Genomic DNA, 17,180 nt, shown 5'->3' with positions numbered 1-17,180 from the left:
TATGAGCTTTGAGCGAGTTAGAGATATACAGACAAAAGAAGACCTTGCTGATTTTGTTGGAGAGTTAAGAGAGGGGCTGGTGCTTAATCCCGATGACTGGGAGAATCCGGACTTAGAAAGATTTTTGGGTGCAATGGAAGCCTGGATTAGGTCAATGGAGATGTATGCAAAAAATTCTGGCGATAATGATGTTGTTAGCCCTGGCTGGAGTACTTTTGCAAAAATATTGTGCGCGTCGAAGGTTTATGAATAGTCGTTCCGCATAGACTTGAATCAGCATCGGTCTCGTGCAGGGGCGTATACGATCGATGCCCCCTTAAAGCTGGGCAAGCATTTGACGTTGGTGGGGGCGGAACTCGTACAGAGGGGGGAAGGGGACCGGGGAAAGCGGGAAAAAGGGGACAGATTTATTTTCCCTGCTCTAGTTTCGATTCTGTAGTGGAGGAGGGGTCGAACAGTCATGCAGGGCAGGTCGAAACTAGAGTATAGAAAATAAATCTGTCCTCTTTTGCGCTTTTGCGTGGGATTAGAGATGCAGGAGTTCATGTTTGTGGGTGCAGAGCCTACTAGGATGTGGGGTGATACACCTCTATTCAATTTAGAAGATGGACGTAAGTTACTGGATTTTTGTGAGGTGCACGATGCGGCTGTACTCGGTATTGAGGGGTTTAAAGTTGTAGGGTATAAAAGAATTCCTGACTTAGATTGTATTGCAGACTTTTCTTCCTTGGCGGTATCCGCCGGAAAGAGATTTCCTGCTGCGTCGAGAAAGTCAGCCAGATATTTTCTTGACACGATTTCAGGTTCTGATGTTTTTTTGGAATTCGTTCTAGTAAAAACTTGATGGCGCAAAGGGGGAGGGGCGGGGAAAAGGGGACGGATTTTTTCCTGCTCTAATTTCGGTGTCTTTGGATGAAGGGGGCTGGTAGTCATGCAGGGTCGGTGAAAGTTAGAGTCGAGAGAATAAATCTATTCCCTTTTGTTGCAGATGGAGGTGGGTGACATTCGCTCTCGTTTTGGCAGCAAATAAGATGCGGTGATCGAGCGGATGTTAAAGTGTGCGGGCGCACTAGACTCAAATGGTTTCATCGAAAGGTGATGGCTTGAATTTTACGTATAGTTCAAAAGATGGGCTTGATATATTTGCTGGGGTGCGAGGGCGTGATAAAGTCAGGGCCAAGTTACAGCTCCCCTACAAGGTGTTTGCCAAGACTGCTTTCTCCGAAAGCTCGACGGATGTCTTTGGTGACGTCCTGATGAAGTCATGGTATGACCAGCACGATATCTTGAGCGGAGTGCAACTTTACTATCCTGAAGCATCGTTGAACTTTAAGGGGCAGGCGCTTCTCGGGGTTTCGGTCGATTTGCTGGAGCAATTTCTCCAACGGATCCATGTCAATTATGAGTTCGAGGACGATGGCTCCGGTTTGAAATTACTGACAGATGGTCTCGAAATAGGGCTCTATGTTCCAGATTTGGAGAATGGCAAAAGTGCAATGGTGGAGGCTGTTTATATACCTGTCCCGGCACAGGTGTGAGCAAATTTAGATTGCCGCTGCTGCGTGTTGGGGATTTCCCGATACGAATGCTTTTAGGTGTGCTAACGAACGAAAAAGGGGACAGATTTATTTTTCCTGCTCTTGTTTCGATTCTGTAGTAGAGAAGGGGGCGAGCAGTCATGCAGGGAAGGTGGAGTCTAGAGTATAGAAAATAAACCTGTCCCCTTTGCGCTACTTTAGTGATAAAGGTGTTCTCTGATAAAGCCGGTAACTTGATAAGTACCTTCCCGGTTAAGGTGATGAACTAATGAGGTCTCTCCCTGTGCATATGTGGCGTGAGCTTCAGTTGGCTGTGATGCTGCTTAGTGAAGAGTCATCGTTAAGAGATGTTCTTGGGGTTATTCTTTTGTGGGTCAGAGGTAATTATAAGTATTTTACTGTTGAGCCGTTTTTGAGTTATGGAGTCGATGAGCTTTCAGATGTAAATGAAAGTTTGATGCCTGTTGATTATTCGTCATTTTTACCTAGTGATATAACACGTTTCAAAAAGGTCATTCTGGGACATCAGGCTAAGGACGTTGAGTCTATAGCGCGGTTTCTACGCGATACAATCGAGGCCTTGATAACTGTTGAAGTTGATAAACAATGCCCTAGGTGTGAGTCTACTGGGCTGCGCGTCTTTATAGGTAGGCATAACGGGTTACTGGCTTACCAATGTGACGTCTGTGGTCATTCCCATTACATAGACGGATCCAAGGTGGACGCTGGTGGGTTAGAATTTGTAAGTGAGGGAGTGTTGCGAAATATTGGCATGATTTAATGGTGTAAAAAGGAAAAAGGGGACGGATTTATTTTCCCTGCTCTAATTTCGGTCCTGGTAGTCATGTAGGGGCAGTAAAAATTAGAGTGGGGAAAATAAATCTGTCCCCTTTACTGGTGCTTTTTTACTGATGGATACTAGGCTTATATGGAAATAGTCTTCTTCTGGAGTGGCGAAGGTAGCGACCGCGAGCCAGGCTGTCGGTCTGATGTGCTCGGTCGTGATGGAATAGATTTCTTAGCGTGCTTGCTGACTGATCATGGCGGACAAAAATATGAAAGCACCATGGCTTGGCTGGATGAAGGGCTATCTAGAATCGGCTTGGTAAGGTCTGGAACTATTGGTGGTTGCGATTGGAGTCGTGATACTTGGGGGTGGAGCTCAAGGGTCAAGTTGCAAAGATATATTCGCTATGTGATGAAGGCTGTTGTTTTGTTTTGAGTATTAATGATTTTGAGAAGGCGCTCTTAGACTGGAAGAAATTTATTATGACTGTCTGAAAGTGAAAGGTCGCAGGTGCCTCGCTGGACAAAGACCGGAAAGTGGCAGGTCTATTTTTTCTACTCTAATTTCGATCCCTTTAGATGAAGGTGTCTAGCGGTCATGCAGGGGGGATAGAAGTTAGAGTAGGGGGGTGAATTTGTCCCCTTTTATCGTACCATTTTATACTTGGCTCAGTTCGTGCGGCAGATACGACCAGCCGTTCTAGCTGGAGAGTCGGTAAACTATTGGGCTATTCTTATCTACTCAGGCAGCAACCTAATGCTGACTGGCGTGACGTTGACCGCTCGAGACTCCATCGGTTTACAATGTGGATATATCCAGCCCTAGCATCAATGGAATCAAGTAATGCTTGCCGACCTAATGAAGCTGTTGCCTCCACCGGCTTCTCCTGCCTACTCGAACCCTGACTGGGCAAGAGTGGAAAATGACCATGGCATCCGATTGCCTGCTGACTACAAGGCTTACATCGAGCGTTTTGGGGCGGGGTGCATAGACGATTTTTTATGGGTAATCGATCCATTCTCCAGCAGTAGTGATCTGAATATCGATAAAGGTGATTACTTTCGTGAATCTTATGCGGTGATGAAAGCTGAGTTCCCTAGTGACTATCCTAGGCCAGCCTACCCAGCTCAGGGGGCGTTTTGGCCTTGGGGATTCACTGAAAATGGCGAGACGCTGGTGTGGATTGTTAACGATGAACCAGACTCTTGGTCCGTTGCGCTTCATAGTGTGGACCAGGGGGAGGAAGATCTAATCGCCTGTGGTTGTGTTGAGTTTTTATGTAAGCTGCTCAGAAGTGAGATCCACTCACGACTCTTGCCGGAGGACTTCCCCAGTGGAGGAGGATCTCCTTATCGTTTCGTGCCTTTCAAGTAGTCGCTATATGTTGTGAGGCTGAGTTTGTCCGCTTTTGTACGGCTTCCTGAATGTTTGATGCCAAAAGGTGGTTGGGGAAAATACATTGAATTAATAAGTAGCGACGGAGAAAATAACTCGGGGCAATTGAAAGGGTTAGGTGATGGGTGTGAGTGCAACGCATGAAGGGCGCCAGATTTTAGATATTGTTGAGTATTTGGGAGAGACCGAGTGGCGTAAAGGGTCTACCAGTACGTATGTTGTAAAAACACATGCAGGGTTGTCTCTCAGGAGTCAGATTGAATATCCTCCCTCAGTTTGTTTTCGCTTCGTTAAAGAGGATGTTGCGGTTGTTGCTGAGTTGATTAGGTGCGTGGAGATCTATCGGGGGAATTTGAAGTGGACAATGATTGGCGAGGGCAGGGAGGATGGGCGACATAGTTGGGTTATTGCTCCTCAACGTTTGTTTGATGTGGAGGAGCAGGCGAATCGGGACGATGAAACTGCGAAGCAGTTTCTGGCTAAAAATGATCCTGGCTTCGGAAAGCAGGCATATGAAGATATGGCGGGGCTTACTGCACATATGAAGAGTTATTTTGGAATGGGCTAAGGTTTAATGTGGCGGATTTATTTTTGCTGCTCTGATTTCTGCTGTTGTGTGGCCAGAGTGACGGCGAAGTCTGGTGTTTAAGTTGCCAGTGAAAGCGTCGAGTGCTGGAAGCGGAGTATCGAATTGATCGCATGAAGAATAGATCTGTCTTCCTTTGTGCCTGTTTGTTGTGTGGGGTGCTCCGTTAGGTGAATAATGTGCTTGCTCGGTTTTGAGAATGCCGAAGTGATGCCAGATTTCTCGGTTGAGTTCCGTCGTTGGGTAGTATTATGGAAAAGATTGAGTTAATTCGTGCTTTGATTAAAGCGGGCAGGAGCGATGATCTTCTTGCTTTTGTCGAAGGAGAGTCTCCCTATCTGACTGATGCCTCACAGGGGGTGCCGGAATCACCTTGGCTGAGAAGAATCTGGGTGCTTGTTGTAACGCATCTCAGATTTGTCACGCGATATGGAGAGGTAACGAAACCTCAGATCGCTGATGGCCAAGTGCTGTCACCCTATCCTGCAGAGTTCCAGCTGTGGTTGGCGGCAGGTGCACCGGGTATAGCACTCGAGGATTTGCAGGCCTATGTCAGAGAACATCCATTGGATTGACAAAGCTTTTCTCTTTTATTTTTCTTTGCAATGATGTTTCCCAGGGGTATGGGGTCGCTTGGTGGTGCTCCCATCACCGATAGGGGTGAGGTCAGAGAGCAGGCTAAGTGAAAAATCAGTTGAAATGGCTAGGCGGGCGACGAAGTGCAAAATGATTGACGGTATTACTAAACATCGGGTCCAGGTTCTCATGGATCCCCGTTATGGGCCTTATATCAGAGTTTTTTCATTTCAGGACAGTGGGGCGCTCCGGGATCTGTTTGATGATGAATTCAATGTGCTCTACTGGTTGGGCCCTTGCCCGGACCTTAGTGTTCATGGGGGGAGCGAGTACTATTTTGGCACCATTGCCGACCCTGTAAAACTTCAGGCACTGCTCGATAGCATCGAGCTATAGGCGTTCGCCAAGGTTTCAAGAGAGAGGGTAAGTCACTTATGATCGATTCTGTAACCGGTGAGCGGGTTCAGGTTCATCTGGACCCTGAGCAGGGACCTTTCGTTTATGTTGTGGGGGCCGAGGACTGCAAACGGCTGGAGTATCTGCTGGATGCTGAGTATTTTGTTCCCTATCTGAAGGTGAAATCGCCAGATCTCTCTCTACCAGTAGCGTGGATTTATTCCTTCGGCAGCATTGCTGATCCACGAAAGCTTCAGGCGCTTCTGGATGGTATTTGACCGTATGCTTCGCGGAGTGGGCTTATGGATCCCAAGGCACCTAGTGCAGGTGTAGGTATTGACACCGTTATCAGGTTATATTTCATGCCTTTTTAGTGATGGTTTAAGTAGTGCAACCTGGCAGAGGCAGGCTTCGATAGACCAGACAGCGGAAAAGCAGAATGCCAAAGTTTTTGTGTAGATGTGGTTATGTCATGAATTTGTCGCAGGGATGGTCAGATCATGAAATGACATTGATGCCTGAGTCAGTGATCGAGCGGGTTGCTGAGCGCCTGGAGGTGGGGCCAATGTCTTCGGAGCAATTCTATGAGGCGATTGAAGTGACTGCCATGACAGTTTACCGTTGCCCCCAATGCAAACGATTGTATTTGGAGGAAGGTAAGAATAGTTTCACGGCCTATGCCGTAGAACAGGCAGGGGCTTGAGGGTTGGTAGCGAGTTGCTCGGAAAGTAGAATTGGGCTGAACGTGGCCGGGTTTAGTGTGTTTTTGGAGGCATGGCGATGGGGCTGAATGAGAAATGGGTTCCAGGTTTTGGAGAGGTATTCACTTGGTTCGCCATGGATAAATTTGGTCGAATTGCAGTCATGGTGAATAATTGCTACGGGGCCATTCCCGAGGTACTGCTGAGGCTGGAAGGGGTAGAGCAGGTACTGGACTCGATAAGCGAGTTTGTTTGGCAGGAGTCCCAGGAATATTCTGATTACCCGCCAGCAAAACAGGGTGGCTTTGCAGTGGATCTTTACTCAGCTTGGCGCTGGCAAGAAAAGTCGAAAGCCAGTGTGGCAAGCGCACTGCAAAATGACCTGGAAGAACGGCTGAACTATAGCGAGGCGAACCTTGCTTTTAACAAGGGATTATTCGTGTATCACGCCGTGGAGGGTAGCCGTGCGGGTGAGGACTACCCCGAAGGGTATGCTGGGGATACTGCGATGGGTGATTACTTCAGGTTTTTAGTGCCAGGAGAGTACGCCACGCTTGAGGATTTTCCCGTTGGGCTGAGGCGAGGGCTGGTGGTGTCTGATAGCTTGGACTTTTCTTTGCTCCAGGTGCTGGAGAGTAGGCTTGTCAGCCAGCATTTTTGTTCGTTGTACCAGGCGTAGGCAGGGCAGGTTGTACGCTCAGGCTGTTTCCCAGGCGCTCGCAAAGGTCGCCGGACGCGATAATCATTGGATGGGCCGAGATGATCTCACTGTGCTTTGAAACGGGAGAGTGCAGGGTGTTTGACCAAGACAATTTGCCCGGCGCCAACCTCGATGGACTGTCATTGCACCGGGCGCAGTTCGACGGCCTGGATGCCAGGGCGACGACGTTCATAGGTAGCGATCTCAGAAACGCGTCGTTCATCGAGGCGGATCTGACCGCTGCCGACATGCGAGGAGCGACGTTGGCCAATGCCCTGTTCAATGGCGCCCGGCTGCGCAATGTCGATCTTTCTCGGGCGCTGGCCGCCTCTGCCGACTTCAGCGGGGCCGACCTGCGCGCTGCAAACCTGGCAGAGGCGGATATCGGAGGGGCTGTATTCAAGGGCAGCAATCTATGCGGTGCCGATTTACGCGCGCGCAGGATCGAGAAGGCAGAGTTCCAGTTGGCCATGTTCAACGACAGTACCCGGTGGCCAGCGGGATTCGATCCTGTCGCTCAAGGCGCAGTCCGGCAAAGCGATGATTCTGCTTTTGAAGTGCCTTCTGAAGAGATCCTATGATCGGCTGACACGGTGATTGGGGTGCGTATTGCGCTCAGTTCAGCCTGAATAGATGGGCTTGATGCGTCGACGCCCAGAGGCAAGCCTGCGTATCTCCCGTCGAGCGATGCGGGCAAGAAAACCTGTACGCCCCCGATTACTCAAGCCTTCGCCATGGCACGGACCGGAGACGGGACAATTTAGGCTGGCATCGCCAAGGCCGGTCCCCCGATAATCGGGATCCATTCTCACTGCCGAGCCTTGCCATGCCGTTCAACCTGCAGAGGGGCCGCCTATGACCGCGGCCCGCAAGAACCCCGACGCCTTTGCCTTCCAGGTCATGCTGGGGCTGTGCCTGATCTGGGGCTGCCAGCAGGTGCTGATCAAATCCGCTGCCGTGGATATCGCACCGGTCATGCAGGCGGCGTTTCGCAATGGTATCGCCGCGCTGCTGGTGGGGCTGCTGGTCTGCTGGCGGGGTGGCTGGAGCCAGGTGGGCAGCACCTGGCGCGCCGGGTTGCTGGCCGGCGCGCTGTTCGGCCTGGAGTTCCTGTTCATCGCCGAGGGGCTGAAGCTGACCTCGGCGGCGCATATGTCGGTGTTCCTCTACACCGCGCCGATCTTCACCGCCCTGGGGCTGCATTTCATGATGCCCAGCGAACGGCTGCGGCTGTTGCAGTGGCTGGGCATCCTGCTGGCCTTCGGGGGGATCGCCCTGGCCTTCGCCGGCGGCGTTTCCCTCGAACACCTCGATGGACGCATGTTGCTGGGCGATGCCATGGCGATCCTGGCAGGCCTGGCCTGGGGCGCGACCACGGTGGTGGTGCGCGGCTCGCGCCTGTCCGAGGCGCCGGCGACCCTGACCCTGTTCTACCAGCTGGCGGTGGGGTTTGTCGGGCTGGTGCTGATTGCCCTGGTGAGCGGGCAGATCGCCGATTTCTCGCTGACCCCGCTGGCGGTGGGCAGTGTGCTGTTCCAGGGGATCGTGGTGTCGTTCGTCAGCTACCTGACCTGGTTCTGGTTGCTGCGCAAATACCTGGCCTCGAACCTGGCGGTGTTTTCCTTCATCACGCCGTTGTTCGGGGTGACTTTCGGCGTGCTGCTGCTGGATGAGCCGTTGAGCCTGAACTTCGTGATCGGTGCGGTGATGGTGCTGCTCGGGGTGGTCATGGTCAGCGCCGAGGCGTGGGTGCGGCAGCAGTTGCGCAGGGTGGTGGGGTAGGCGTTCGGCGGGGCCGGCCCTATCGCGGGGCAAGCCCGCTCCCACGAGGACTGTTAGGGCCTGTATTCCTTCAGCCAGCCTGTCGCAGGCTGGCACAGGCTTGTGAGCGCGAGGAGCCCTTGGCCAAGATCCCGGCCAATCCCATCCCTGCCGCCGCCAGCACCAACGCTGGCTGTAATCCACCACTGAAATGGCTGCTCAACGCCGCCAGCAACGGCCCGCTCAACTGCCCCAGGGCAAAGCACGCGGTCAGCAACCCGGCATTGCGCTGCGTGGCATGGGGCGCCAGCTCCCGTGAGCGCTGCATCACCAGTTGCATGCAGGCCAGGAACGGTCCGCCGCACAGCAGCACGCCCAATGCCAGACCGATGCCGCCACCGAGCAGGCAGGCCAGTACACCCAGCCCTTGCAGCCACAGGGTGGTGGTCAGCCAGGCAGAGGTCCGCCCCGGGCGGCGCAGGCTGACGATGGCCACGCCGAGCGCAGATGCCAATCCGAACGCGGGCCAGAACAGGTCGGCTTGCCACTGCCCATGGAACTGCTGGCTGGCCATCTGCGACAGGAAGGTGGCCGGCAGGATGTAGCCGATCCCGTAGAGCGCATAGACCAGGCCCAGGAGTCCGATACCGGTTCTGCGGCCTTGTTCATTGCCGGCCGCAGGTGTGGCGGCGGGTTCCAGCGCCCGTGGCAGCCACGGCAGCACCGCCAGCAGCATGACCAGCGCGGCGATGCCATAGACCAGCCACAGGGCTGCCGAATCCAGCCCCAGAAGGTGCGCGCCCAGGGCCAGCACACCTGTTACCGCGATGCCGACGCCAGGCCCGGCGAACACCAGCGCGCCGAGACGCTGCCGGCCATGGGCGCTGGCCAGTTGCTGGCTGAGGCTGGCGATCATCACCAGCACCCAGGCGCTGGCCACGCCAGTGCCGAAACGCAGCAGCAGGTGGCTCCAGAAGCCGTCGGCGGCCCAGGAGGCCAGGGTCAGCAGCACGCACAGCCACAGGCCTCCATGCAGACGCAGGCGCACCTGGGCGGGCTGGCGGGCGAACATGGCGTCCACCGCGCCGAGGAAGTAGCCCAGGTAGTTGGCGGCGGCGACCAGGCCACCGGCGGTGAGGTCGAACTGGCCCTCGGCGATCAGTCGGGGCAGTTGCGGGGTGAGGGCGAAGCGGCCGATGCCCATGGCCATCATCAGCGCCACGGCGCTGGCCAGCAGTTGTACGAAGGGCGACATGGAAAGTCTCCTGCACGAAGGGAAGCGATGGATGGCAGGGTAGGGTTCATTGACTTTCAATAAAATTGAATAATGATGATCAAGTTGTTCTGTTTTGGAGAATCTCATGGAGTTCAGCCAACTGCGCATCTTCCAGGCCGTGGCCGAGGAGGGCTCGGTGACCCGCGCCGCCGAGCGATTGCACCGGGTGCCGTCGAACCTGTCGACGCGCCTGCGCCAGCTCGAGGAGCAACTGGGGGTGGAGCTGTTCCTGCGCGAGCGCCAGCGCTTGCAGCTGTCGCCGGCCGGCAAGGTGCTGCTGGACTACGCCCACCGCCTGTCCAACCTGCGTGACGAGGCCCTGGCTGCGGTGCAGGGCGGCCAGCCAGCGGGGGATTTCGTGCTGGGCACGATGTACAGCACGGCGGCCATCCACTTGCCGGCGTTGCTGGCGCGTTACCACCAGGCCTACCCAGCGGTGAACCTGCAGGTGCAGGCGGCGCCCAGTGCCGAGCTGCTGGAAGGGGTGCTCAGCCATCGGCTGGACGCGGCGCTGGTGGACGGCCCGCTCAACCTGGCAGGGCTGGATGGCGTGCCGTTGTGCGAGGAAATCCTGGTGCTGATCACCAGCCCCGAGCACCCGGCGGTGCACAGCGCCAGGGATGTCGCCGGCAAGGCGGTGTTCACCTTCCGTCAGGGCTGCTCGTACCGCATGCGCCTGGAAGCCTGGTACGCCCATGCCCACACGCCCATGGGGCGGGTCATGGAGATCGAGTCGTACCAGAGCATGCTGGCCTGCGTGATCGCCGGGGCCGGGGTGGCGTTGATGGCGCAATCCATGCTCGACAGCCTGCCGGGTCGCGAGCAGGTACGGGCGCATCGGTTGCAGGCGCCGTTCGACCAGGCGATGACCTGGCTGATGTGGCGCCAGGGCAAACGTGGGGCGAATCTGCAGGCCTGGATCGACTTGCAACAAAGCGAAACGATTGACCGACCGTCGGAAGCTGCCGTCTGCGCTTGATCCGGGTCAAAATCGCCCCTATGTGTAGGAACAGAGGCATGCGCAATACAGGACATAGGTCTATGATCTGTATGACGCATCGCAAGTTTGATTGACCGTGAGGCTGACCCGTCAAGGGGGCACTATGAACGAACGCATGTACAACTGGCTCCATGACCTCGCCGTCGCCCTGGGCCTGCTCCCGCCACCGTTGCAGCCGGTGCCGATCCCGACCGACGAAGAACAGCGCAAGCGCCAGCCGCGTCGGCGCTGACCACTGACAAAAAGGCCGCCGCATCTTATCGATGCGGCGGCCTTTTGCGTTGTTGCCCCGTGATCTGGCCTCAGGCCAGGTTCGCCGTCACCACCGGCTTGCGCGAAGCCAGGCTGACCACCACGAAGCTCACCAGGCCGATGGCCAGGCTGTAGTAGATCGGCGTGTTGGCCTCCAGACCGTCCTTGAACATGAACAACAGCGCGGTACCGAAGCCCAGCGTCATGCTGGCGATGGCCCCGGCGGTGGTCGCGCGCTTCCAGAAGATCGCGCCGATCAGCGGGATCAGCATGCCGCCCACCAGCAGGTTGTAGGCCAGGGTCAGGGCGCTGATCACATCGTTCACCGCCAGGGCGATACCCAGCACCACCAGGCCGGTGAGCAGGGTGAACAGGCGGTTGATGCCCAGGCTCGACTGCTTGCCGCCGCGCAGCTTGGGCAGCAGGTCTTCGGTCAGGGTGGTCGAGGCGGCCAAGAGGCCCGCGCTGGCGGTGGACATCATCGCGGCCAGGGCGGCGGCCATCAGCAGGCCGCGGATGCCCTCGGGCAGCTGGCCCTTGATCATCTCGGCGAAGGCGTTGTTCGGGTTGGCCAGGTCTGGCATCAGCACATGGGCAGCCATGCCGATCAGGGCGCAGGCCAGGCCGTACAGCACGCAGTAGACACCGGCGGTGGTGCCGGCGCGCTGGCAGACCTTTTCGTCACGGGCGGTGAACACCCGCTGCCAGATGTCCTGGCCGATCAGGATGCCGAAGAAGTAGATCAGGAAGTAGGTGATGATGGTGTCCCAGCCGATGGTGGTCCAGCTGAAGCTGGCCGCCGGCAGCTTGGCCACCAGGGCGTCCCAGCCACCGGCCTTGTACAGGCACACCGGCAGCAGGATGAACATCAGGCCCACGGTCTTGATGACGAACTGGACGATGTCGGTGAGGGTCAGCGACCACATGCCGCCGATGGTCGAGTACACCACCACCACGCCGCCGCCGAACAGCAGGGCCATCCAGAACGGCACGTCGAGCAGCACCTGCAGCACGGTACCCATGGCCAGGGTCGAGGTCACCGCGATCATCAGCGCGTAGGCGAGCATGATCGCCGCGCTTGCCTGGCGGGCCATGGGGTTGTAGCGGCGCTCCAGCACCTGGGTGACGGTGAAGATCTTCAGGCGCAGCAGCGGCTTGGCCAGGAACAGGTTGAGGGCGATGATCCCCAGGCCCAGGGCGGCGCACAGCCAGAAGCCGGAAATGCCGTGGACGTAGCCCAGGCGCACGGTGCCGACGGTCGAGGCGCCGCCGAGCACGGTGGTGGCCATGGTGCCCATGTACAGGGTCGGGCCGAGGTTGCGTCCGGCCACCAGGTAGTCTTCGTGGGTCTTCGCGCGCCGCATGCCGTACCAGCCGAGGGCGAGCATGCCGGCGGCATAGATCAGTACAACGATGATGTCCAAGGCCATTGGGGGTCTCCCGATTATCTTTATTATGGCGAGATCGGCCGTCCGGACGCTGCAAGGCGCCCGGCGGTCCTGTCATGTGTTGGCGGGCCTCTATGGCCCTCCCGAATGGCTCCTGCCGGGGTTATTTCAATGGCATTGCGCGGGTCTCGTGGGAGCGGCGGTGCGCCGATGCGACTTGCCCCGCGATTGCAATCGCGGGGCAAGCCCGCTCCCACGTCCCTTCAATAACCATTACGCATCAATCAGCGACGTACCACGCCCGGCAGCACGCAAAGCATTTCGAACAGCAGGTTGGCGCCCAGCAGCGAGGTGTTGCCGGTGGTGTCGTAGGGTGGGGAGACTTCAACCAGGTCGCAGCCGATCAGGTCCAGGCCGTGGCAGCCGCGGATGATCTCCATCGCCTGGATGGTGGTCAAGCCGCCGATCTCCGGGGTGCCGGTGCCGGGCGCCCAGGCCGGGTCGATGCCGTCGATGTCGAACGACAGGTACACCGGGCCGCCACCGACTTTCTCGCGCACTTCGGCCATCAATGGCTCCAGCGACTTGTGCCAGCACTCTTCGGCCTGGACCACACGGAAGCCCTGGCGACGGCTCCAGTTGAAGTCGTCGGCGGTGTAGCCCTGGGCGCGCAGGCCGATCTGCACCACGCGCTCGCAATCGAGCAGGCCTTCTTCCACGGCGCGGCGGAAGGTGGTGCCGTGGGCGATCTTCTCGCCGAACATGTGGTCGTTGACGTCGGCGTGGGCGTCGATGTGCACCAGGCCGATCTTGCCGTGCTTCTTGTGCAGGGCGCGCAGGATCGGCAGGGTAATGGTGTGGTCGCCGCCCAGGGTCAGCGGGATGACGTTGTGCTCGACGATCTCGTCGTAGGCCTCTTCGATGATGCGCACGGCGTCCAGCAGGTTGAAGGTGTTGATCGCCACGTCACCGATGTCGGCCACCGACAGCGAGTCGAACGGGGCGGCGCCGGTGGCCATGTTGTACGGGCGGATCATCACCGACTCGGCGCGGATCTGCCGCGGGCCGAAGCGGGTGCCCGAGCGCAGCGAGGTGCCGATGTCCAGGGGCACGCCGATGAACGCGGCGTCGAGCCCTTCGGCGCTTTGCAGGTGGGGGAGTCGGAGCATGGTGGCGATGCCGCCGAAACGCGGCATTTCGTTGCCGCCCAGTGGTTGGTGGAGAATCTTGTCCACGGTGGGCCTCATCAGTCGGTCGATTGTTCTGTTTGTTCGAACCTGTGCCGCCGCGCGCCTCGTTGCTCTGGTTGTGCCGGCGGGCAGGGACATTTCGCCGCAGTCTGCGCAAGGTAGTGCCCGGGAAGAATCGCTACCGACAAAAACTTACTTCAGGAATTTCTGAACTATCGGTGTGCGGCCGGGTTAGACTCTGGCCATTTCCAGCCCACGGACCCGTTGCCCCATGGCCTCATCGCTGCCCGACCTGAAACTGCTGCGCATCTTCGCCAGCGTGGTGCGTCACCAGGGCTTCGCCAACGCCCAGCGCGACCTCAACCTGTCGACCTCGGCCATCAGCACCTACATGAGCCAGCTGGAAAGCGCCCTGGGCATCGTGCTCTGCCACCGAGGCCGTGGCGGTTTCAGCCTGACCAGCAAGGGCGAGCTGTTCCACCAGGAGACCTTGCGCCTGCTGGGGGAGCTGGACGGCTTCGAGCAGTATGCGGCGGCGCTCAAGGGCGAGTTGCGCGGCACCCTCAACCTGGGGGTGATCGACTCCACCGTGGGTGACCGCGCCCTGCCGCTGGCCGAGGCCATCGGCGCCTACAGCCAGGAACACCCGGCGGTGCACCTGCACCTGTCGGTGTCCAGCCCGTACGAACTGCAACTGGGGGTTCAGGACAACCGCCTGGACCTGGCCATTGGAGCGTTCTCGTCGCGCATGAGCGGCCTGGTCTACCAGCCGCTGTACCGCGAGCAGCACTGGCTGTATTGCAGCAGCCGCCACGCGCTGTTCGGCGAGCGACGGATTCCGGAGCCGGTGATCACCCAGCAGCGCATGGTCGGGCGTGGCTACTGGAGCCAGGCGGAGCTGGCCCGGCACGGTTTCAAGCACAGCGCCGCCACCGTGGAGAGCATGGAGGCGCAGCTGATTCTGATTCTCTCCGGCGCCTACATCGGCTACCTGCCCGAGCACTATGCCCAGGCCTGGGTCGACAAGGGCGATCTGCGCGTGCTGTCGCCGGCAACCTTCGGCTATCAGGCGCCGTTTTCCCTGATCATCCGCCGTGGCCGTAGCCGGGAACCCTTGATCCAGACCTTCCGTGATCTGCTCAAGAGTCAGCTCAACGTGGGTTGATCCAGGTCGTTTTCAGCACATTCCGTCAGGTCGGGCTAATTTCCTACAAAACTTGACCGCTGACGTGATGGCCTTCTGCTAAATATCTACTTGCTTTGATGATTTTCCCACTCATCTGGATAAGCAAGGGATCGCCAACGATGCGCATGAATTTGCCCGTCACCGAGCACGAAAGAACCTTTCCCCAAGACCAGCGGCTGATCTCCACCACCGACCTGAACAGCCGCATCACCTATTGCAACGACGCATTCGTGGCCATCAGCGGTTTCACCTACGACGAACTGGTCGGCCAGCCGCACAACCTGGTGCGTCATCCCGACATGCCGCCGGCGGTCTTCGGGCATATGTGGGACACCATCAAGCAAGGTAAACCCTGGATGGGCGTGGTCAAGAACCGCGCCAAGAACGGCGACTTCTACTGGGTCAGCGCCTACGTCACGGCGGTGTACGAGAACGGCCGCATCAGCGGCTACGAGTCGGTGCGCTCGGTGCCGACCCGGGAGCAGATCCGCCGGGCCGAGAACTTGTACGCCCGCCTGCGGGCAGGGCGCTCGCCGGTGCCGCTGGCGGCGCGCCTGGGGCATGGGATCGGCCATGGCTGGCCGCTGATCGGCGCGGGCCTGCTGTCGGCCGCCGCCTACCTGTGGCTGCCCCCCTACGCGGCACTGGGTGTGCTGATGGCCAGCCTGCTGGCGGCCTGGTACGTGGTCGAGCACCGGCAGAATCAGTCGATCCGGCGCACCCTGCAGGAGCACCCCAAGGCCTTCACCAGCCCGCTGGTGGCGCTGACCTACAGCGACAACCCAGGGCTGCAGGGCCAGCTCGATCTGGCGATCATCAGCGAGGAGGCGCGCCTGCAGACTGCACTGACCCGCCTGGTGGACGCCGGTGTCGGGGTCAAGTCACGGGCTGCGCAGTCCGCCGACCTGTCCGATGCCCAGGCGCAGATGCTTGATCGCCAGCGCAGCGAGACCGACCAGTCGGCCACCGCCATCGCGCAGATGGCGGCGACCATCCAGCAGGTCACCCACAACGTGCAGAGCACCGCCCACGCCGCCAGCGACGCCGACCAGCTGGCCCAGCAGGGCAGCGACCTGGCGCAGCAGAGCCTGCGCGCCATGGGCAGCATGAGCGAGGCGGTGAGCGACATCGGCCAGGCGGTCAACGCCCTGGCCGAGCAGACCCAGTCGATCGGCAGTGTGGTGGATGTGATCACCTCTATCGCCGAGCAGACCAACCTGCTGGCGCTCAATGCCGCCATCGAGGCGGCGCGGGCCGGCGAGCAGGGCCGGGGCTTCGCTGTGGTGGCGGACGAGGTGCGTTCGCTGGCGCAGCGGACCCGCGCCTCGACCGAGGAGATCCACCACATCATCTCCACCCTGCGCTCCGGTGCCGACCGCGCGGTGGCCAGCGCCAGCCGCGGCCAGCAGATCTCCAGCGACAGCGTGCACAGCGTCGAAGCGGTGCAGGCGGCGTTGTCGGGGATCGCCCAGGCGGTCAGTCGCATCACCGGCATGAGCCAGCAGATGGCCACGGCGTCCGAGCAGCAGAGCCATGTCGCCGAGGACATCAACCAGCAGATCGTGCGCATCGCCCATCTGTGCGACGAAAGCGCGGGGCAGGCCAGGCAGGGGGCCGAGATCAGCCAGGACCTGGAGCGCATGGCGGAGTACCTGCACAGCCTGGCGGAGCGGTTCAACCGCTGAAGTTGGACCGTGTGAGCGGGGTGTGGGAGCGGGCTTGCCCCGCGATTGCAGTGCTGGCTTTGTCGCGGGGCAAGCCCGCTCCCACGAACGCCTCGCAGCCCACCGGGGATGGCAACCCTGTGGCAAACTACCCGCCCCAAGGAGCCCCCCATGCCCAGACCCCGCTGCGAGCGTTGCCAGCGCCCGCTCACCCATTGCCTTTGCCCACTGATCCCGCACCTCGGCAGCCGCACCCGCGTGGTCGTGCTGCAGCACCCCAGCGAAACCGCCCACGCCCTGAACACCGCACGCCTGGCGGCCCTTGGGCTGGTCAACGCCGAGCTGCGCATCGGCGAAGTGTTCGGCGACCTGGCTGCGTTGTTGGCAACGCCAGGTTACCGACCGGCGCTGCTGTTCCCCGGTGACGAGGCCGAGGTCCTGCAAGGCTATGGGCAAGACGCCGGCCTACCGTTGATGCTGATCGTGCCGGATGGCACCTGGCGCAAGGCGCGCAAGATGCTGTACCTGAACCCGCTGCTCGAGGCGTTGCCGCGGGTGACGCTGGGCAACGTCCCGCCATCGCGCTACCGGCTGCGCAAGGCACCGGAGCCGGGGGCCTTGTCGACCCTGGAGGCAACGGTGCAGGCGTTGAATGTGCTCGAGGCGCCCGAGTCGTTCGATGCTTTGCTCCAGCCGTTCGAGGCGTTGATCGAAGGTCAGATCGAAGCCATGGGCGCGCAGACGTACTTGCGTAACCACGGTGGATAAAGCCCTTGCTGCGCGG

General features: G+C 58.9%; 20 protein-coding genes. 17 read left to right on the top strand and 3 right to left on the bottom strand.

All coding sequences use genetic code 11. The features are described 5' to 3' along the window. Window position 1 precedes the first annotated feature (1 nt). From HU735_RS17620 to HU735_RS17565, 12 genes are all read left to right on the top strand, one after another. Window positions 2-253: a hypothetical protein gene (locus tag HU735_RS17620; protein WP_186714547.1), complete on the top strand. Its 252-nt coding sequence runs from the start codon at window positions 2-4 to the stop codon at window positions 251-253. 279 nt (window positions 254-532) lie between these two features. Next, on the top strand, window positions 533-844 hold the full coding sequence (locus HU735_RS17615) for a hypothetical protein (protein WP_186714546.1): 312 nt from the start codon (window positions 533-535) through the stop codon (window positions 842-844). A gap of 235 nt (window positions 845-1,079) precedes the next feature. Then, a complete protein-coding gene (locus tag HU735_RS17610; RefSeq protein ID WP_186714545.1) occupies window positions 1,080-1,538 on the top strand; it encodes a hypothetical protein in 459 nt (152 codons plus the stop codon). A 289-nt stretch (window positions 1,539-1,827) separates the two neighbouring features. Continuing rightward, window positions 1,828-2,319 (top strand): hypothetical protein, encoded by a 492-nt coding sequence (locus tag HU735_RS17605; RefSeq protein WP_238349841.1) that lies wholly within the window; start codon window positions 1,828-1,830, stop codon window positions 2,317-2,319. An 849-nt stretch (window positions 2,320-3,168) separates the two neighbouring features. Beyond that, the gene (locus tag HU735_RS17600) at window positions 3,169-3,699 is read left to right on the top strand and encodes an SMI1/KNR4 family protein (protein WP_186714543.1); all 531 of its coding nucleotides are present in this window, start codon (window positions 3,169-3,171) and stop codon (window positions 3,697-3,699) included. Between the two features lie 148 nt (window positions 3,700-3,847). Then, complete coding sequence (locus HU735_RS17595) at window positions 3,848-4,288, top strand: hypothetical protein (protein WP_186714542.1); 441 nt, start codon at window positions 3,848-3,850, stop codon at window positions 4,286-4,288. Window positions 4,289-4,557: 269 nt separating this feature from the next. Continuing rightward, a complete protein-coding gene (locus HU735_RS17590; RefSeq protein ID WP_186714541.1) occupies window positions 4,558-4,881 on the top strand; it encodes a hypothetical protein in 324 nt (107 codons plus the stop codon). 435 nt (window positions 4,882-5,316) lie between these two features. Further along, window positions 5,317-5,556, top strand: coding sequence for a hypothetical protein (locus HU735_RS17585; protein WP_110739570.1), 240 nt, complete (start codon window positions 5,317-5,319; stop codon window positions 5,554-5,556). Between the two features lie 194 nt (window positions 5,557-5,750). Further along, entirely contained in the window at window positions 5,751-5,981 is a 231-nt protein-coding gene (locus tag HU735_RS17580) for a hypothetical protein (protein ID WP_202888868.1), read from the top strand. A gap of 77 nt (window positions 5,982-6,058) precedes the next feature. Beyond that, entirely contained in the window at window positions 6,059-6,658 is a 600-nt protein-coding gene (locus HU735_RS17575) for a hypothetical protein (protein WP_186714539.1), read from the top strand. 116 nt (window positions 6,659-6,774) lie between these two features. Next, window positions 6,775-7,260: a pentapeptide repeat-containing protein gene (locus HU735_RS17570; protein ID WP_346655368.1), complete on the top strand. Its 486-nt coding sequence runs from the start codon at window positions 6,775-6,777 to the stop codon at window positions 7,258-7,260. Window positions 7,261-7,534: 274 nt separating this feature from the next. Next, complete coding sequence (locus HU735_RS17565) at window positions 7,535-8,461, top strand: DMT family transporter (protein ID WP_186714537.1); 927 nt, start codon at window positions 7,535-7,537, stop codon at window positions 8,459-8,461. A 70-nt stretch (window positions 8,462-8,531) separates the two neighbouring features. Here HU735_RS17565 and HU735_RS17560 read toward each other — a convergent pair whose 3' ends face one another. Continuing rightward, window positions 8,532-9,695, bottom strand: a complete 1,164-nt coding sequence (locus tag HU735_RS17560) for an MFS transporter (protein WP_186714536.1) — start codon at window positions 9,693-9,695, stop codon at window positions 8,532-8,534. 106 nt (window positions 9,696-9,801) lie between these two features. Between HU735_RS17560 and HU735_RS17555 the strand changes: the two genes are divergently transcribed. Together HU735_RS17555 and HU735_RS27305 are read left to right on the top strand one after the other, a co-directional pair. After that, on the top strand, window positions 9,802-10,695 hold the full coding sequence (locus HU735_RS17555) for a LysR family transcriptional regulator (RefSeq protein ID WP_186714535.1): 894 nt from the start codon (window positions 9,802-9,804) through the stop codon (window positions 10,693-10,695). 124 nt (window positions 10,696-10,819) lie between these two features. Then, window positions 10,820-10,948, top strand: a complete 129-nt coding sequence (locus HU735_RS27305) for a PA1414 family protein (RefSeq protein WP_256206021.1) — start codon at window positions 10,820-10,822, stop codon at window positions 10,946-10,948. A gap of 70 nt (window positions 10,949-11,018) precedes the next feature. Here the strand turns inward: HU735_RS27305 and HU735_RS17550 are convergent, their stop codons facing one another. Both HU735_RS17550 and speB read right to left on the bottom strand, forming a co-directional pair. Next, window positions 11,019-12,398, bottom strand: coding sequence for a sodium:solute symporter (locus tag HU735_RS17550; protein ID WP_186714534.1), 1,380 nt, complete (start codon window positions 12,396-12,398; stop codon window positions 11,019-11,021). Window positions 12,399-12,640: 242 nt separating this feature from the next. Then, window positions 12,641-13,591, bottom strand: coding sequence for an agmatinase (speB, locus tag HU735_RS17545; RefSeq protein WP_028691118.1), 951 nt, complete (start codon window positions 13,589-13,591; stop codon window positions 12,641-12,643). A gap of 226 nt (window positions 13,592-13,817) precedes the next feature. Here speB and HU735_RS17540 point away from each other — a divergent pair, with 226 nt between their 5' ends. The 3 genes from HU735_RS17540 to HU735_RS17530 all read left to right on the top strand — a co-directional run bounded on the left by HU735_RS17540 (window position 13,818) and on the right by HU735_RS17530 (window position 17,164). Then, window positions 13,818-14,711 carry a LysR family transcriptional regulator gene (locus HU735_RS17540; protein WP_028691117.1) on the top strand — a complete coding sequence of 298 codons (894 nt, stop codon included), beginning with the start codon at window positions 13,818-13,820 and terminating at the stop codon, window positions 14,709-14,711. Between the two features lie 140 nt (window positions 14,712-14,851). Next, window positions 14,852-16,417 carry a PAS domain-containing methyl-accepting chemotaxis protein gene (locus HU735_RS17535; RefSeq protein ID WP_028691116.1) on the top strand — a complete coding sequence of 522 codons (1,566 nt, stop codon included), beginning with the start codon at window positions 14,852-14,854 and terminating at the stop codon, window positions 16,415-16,417. Window positions 16,418-16,567: 150 nt separating this feature from the next. Continuing rightward, window positions 16,568-17,164, top strand: a complete 597-nt coding sequence (locus tag HU735_RS17530; RefSeq protein ID WP_186714533.1) for a DTW domain-containing protein — start codon at window positions 16,568-16,570, stop codon at window positions 17,162-17,164. Window positions 17,165-17,180 lie beyond the last annotated feature (16 nt).

This window comes from Pseudomonas sp. BW16M2, assembly GCF_014268865.1.
Taxonomy (GTDB): Bacteria; Pseudomonadota; Gammaproteobacteria; order Pseudomonadales; family Pseudomonadaceae; genus Aquipseudomonas; species Aquipseudomonas peradeniyensis.
Note: the sequence above shows the minus strand (reverse complement) of the source record. Positions and strands in the feature narration are given on the sequence as shown.

What these genes read in the sequence shown, in the direction of transcription:
- HU735_RS17615 (WP_186714546.1), top strand. Translation starts at nt 533, where the DNA reads ATGCAGGAGTTCATGTTTGTGGGTGCAGAGCCTACTAGGATGTGGGGT.
- HU735_RS17605 (WP_238349841.1), top strand. Translation starts at nt 1,828, where the DNA reads ATGTGGCGTGAGCTTCAGTTGGCTGTGATGCTGCTTAGTGAAGAGTCA.
- HU735_RS17575 (WP_186714539.1), top strand. Translation starts at nt 6,059, where the DNA reads ATGGGGCTGAATGAGAAATGGGTTCCAGGTTTTGGAGAGGTATTCACT.
- HU735_RS17555 (WP_186714535.1), top strand. Translation starts at nt 9,802, where the DNA reads ATGGAGTTCAGCCAACTGCGCATCTTCCAGGCCGTGGCCGAGGAGGGC.
- HU735_RS17590 (WP_186714541.1), top strand. Translation starts at nt 4,558, where the DNA reads ATGGAAAAGATTGAGTTAATTCGTGCTTTGATTAAAGCGGGCAGGAGC.
- HU735_RS17540 (WP_028691117.1), top strand. Translation starts at nt 13,818, where the DNA reads ATGGCCTCATCGCTGCCCGACCTGAAACTGCTGCGCATCTTCGCCAGC.
- HU735_RS27305 (WP_256206021.1), top strand. Translation starts at nt 10,820, where the DNA reads ATGAACGAACGCATGTACAACTGGCTCCATGACCTCGCCGTCGCCCTG.
- HU735_RS17600 (WP_186714543.1), top strand. Translation starts at nt 3,169, where the DNA reads ATGCTTGCCGACCTAATGAAGCTGTTGCCTCCACCGGCTTCTCCTGCC.
- HU735_RS17610 (WP_186714545.1), top strand. Translation starts at nt 1,080, where the DNA reads ATGGTTTCATCGAAAGGTGATGGCTTGAATTTTACGTATAGTTCAAAA.
- HU735_RS17585 (WP_110739570.1), top strand. Translation starts at nt 5,317, where the DNA reads ATGATCGATTCTGTAACCGGTGAGCGGGTTCAGGTTCATCTGGACCCT.
- HU735_RS17565 (WP_186714537.1), top strand. Translation starts at nt 7,535, where the DNA reads ATGACCGCGGCCCGCAAGAACCCCGACGCCTTTGCCTTCCAGGTCATG.
- HU735_RS17530 (WP_186714533.1), top strand. Translation starts at nt 16,568, where the DNA reads ATGCCCAGACCCCGCTGCGAGCGTTGCCAGCGCCCGCTCACCCATTGC.
- HU735_RS17620 (WP_186714547.1), top strand. Translation starts at nt 2, where the DNA reads ATGAGCTTTGAGCGAGTTAGAGATATACAGACAAAAGAAGACCTTGCT.
- HU735_RS17535 (WP_028691116.1), top strand. Translation starts at nt 14,852, where the DNA reads ATGCGCATGAATTTGCCCGTCACCGAGCACGAAAGAACCTTTCCCCAA.
- HU735_RS17560 (WP_186714536.1), bottom strand. Translation starts at nt 9,695, where the DNA reads ATGTCGCCCTTCGTACAACTGCTGGCCAGCGCCGTGGCGCTGATGATG.
- HU735_RS17580 (WP_202888868.1), top strand. Translation starts at nt 5,751, where the DNA reads ATGAATTTGTCGCAGGGATGGTCAGATCATGAAATGACATTGATGCCT.
- HU735_RS17550 (WP_186714534.1), bottom strand. Translation starts at nt 12,398, where the DNA reads ATGGCCTTGGACATCATCGTTGTACTGATCTATGCCGCCGGCATGCTC.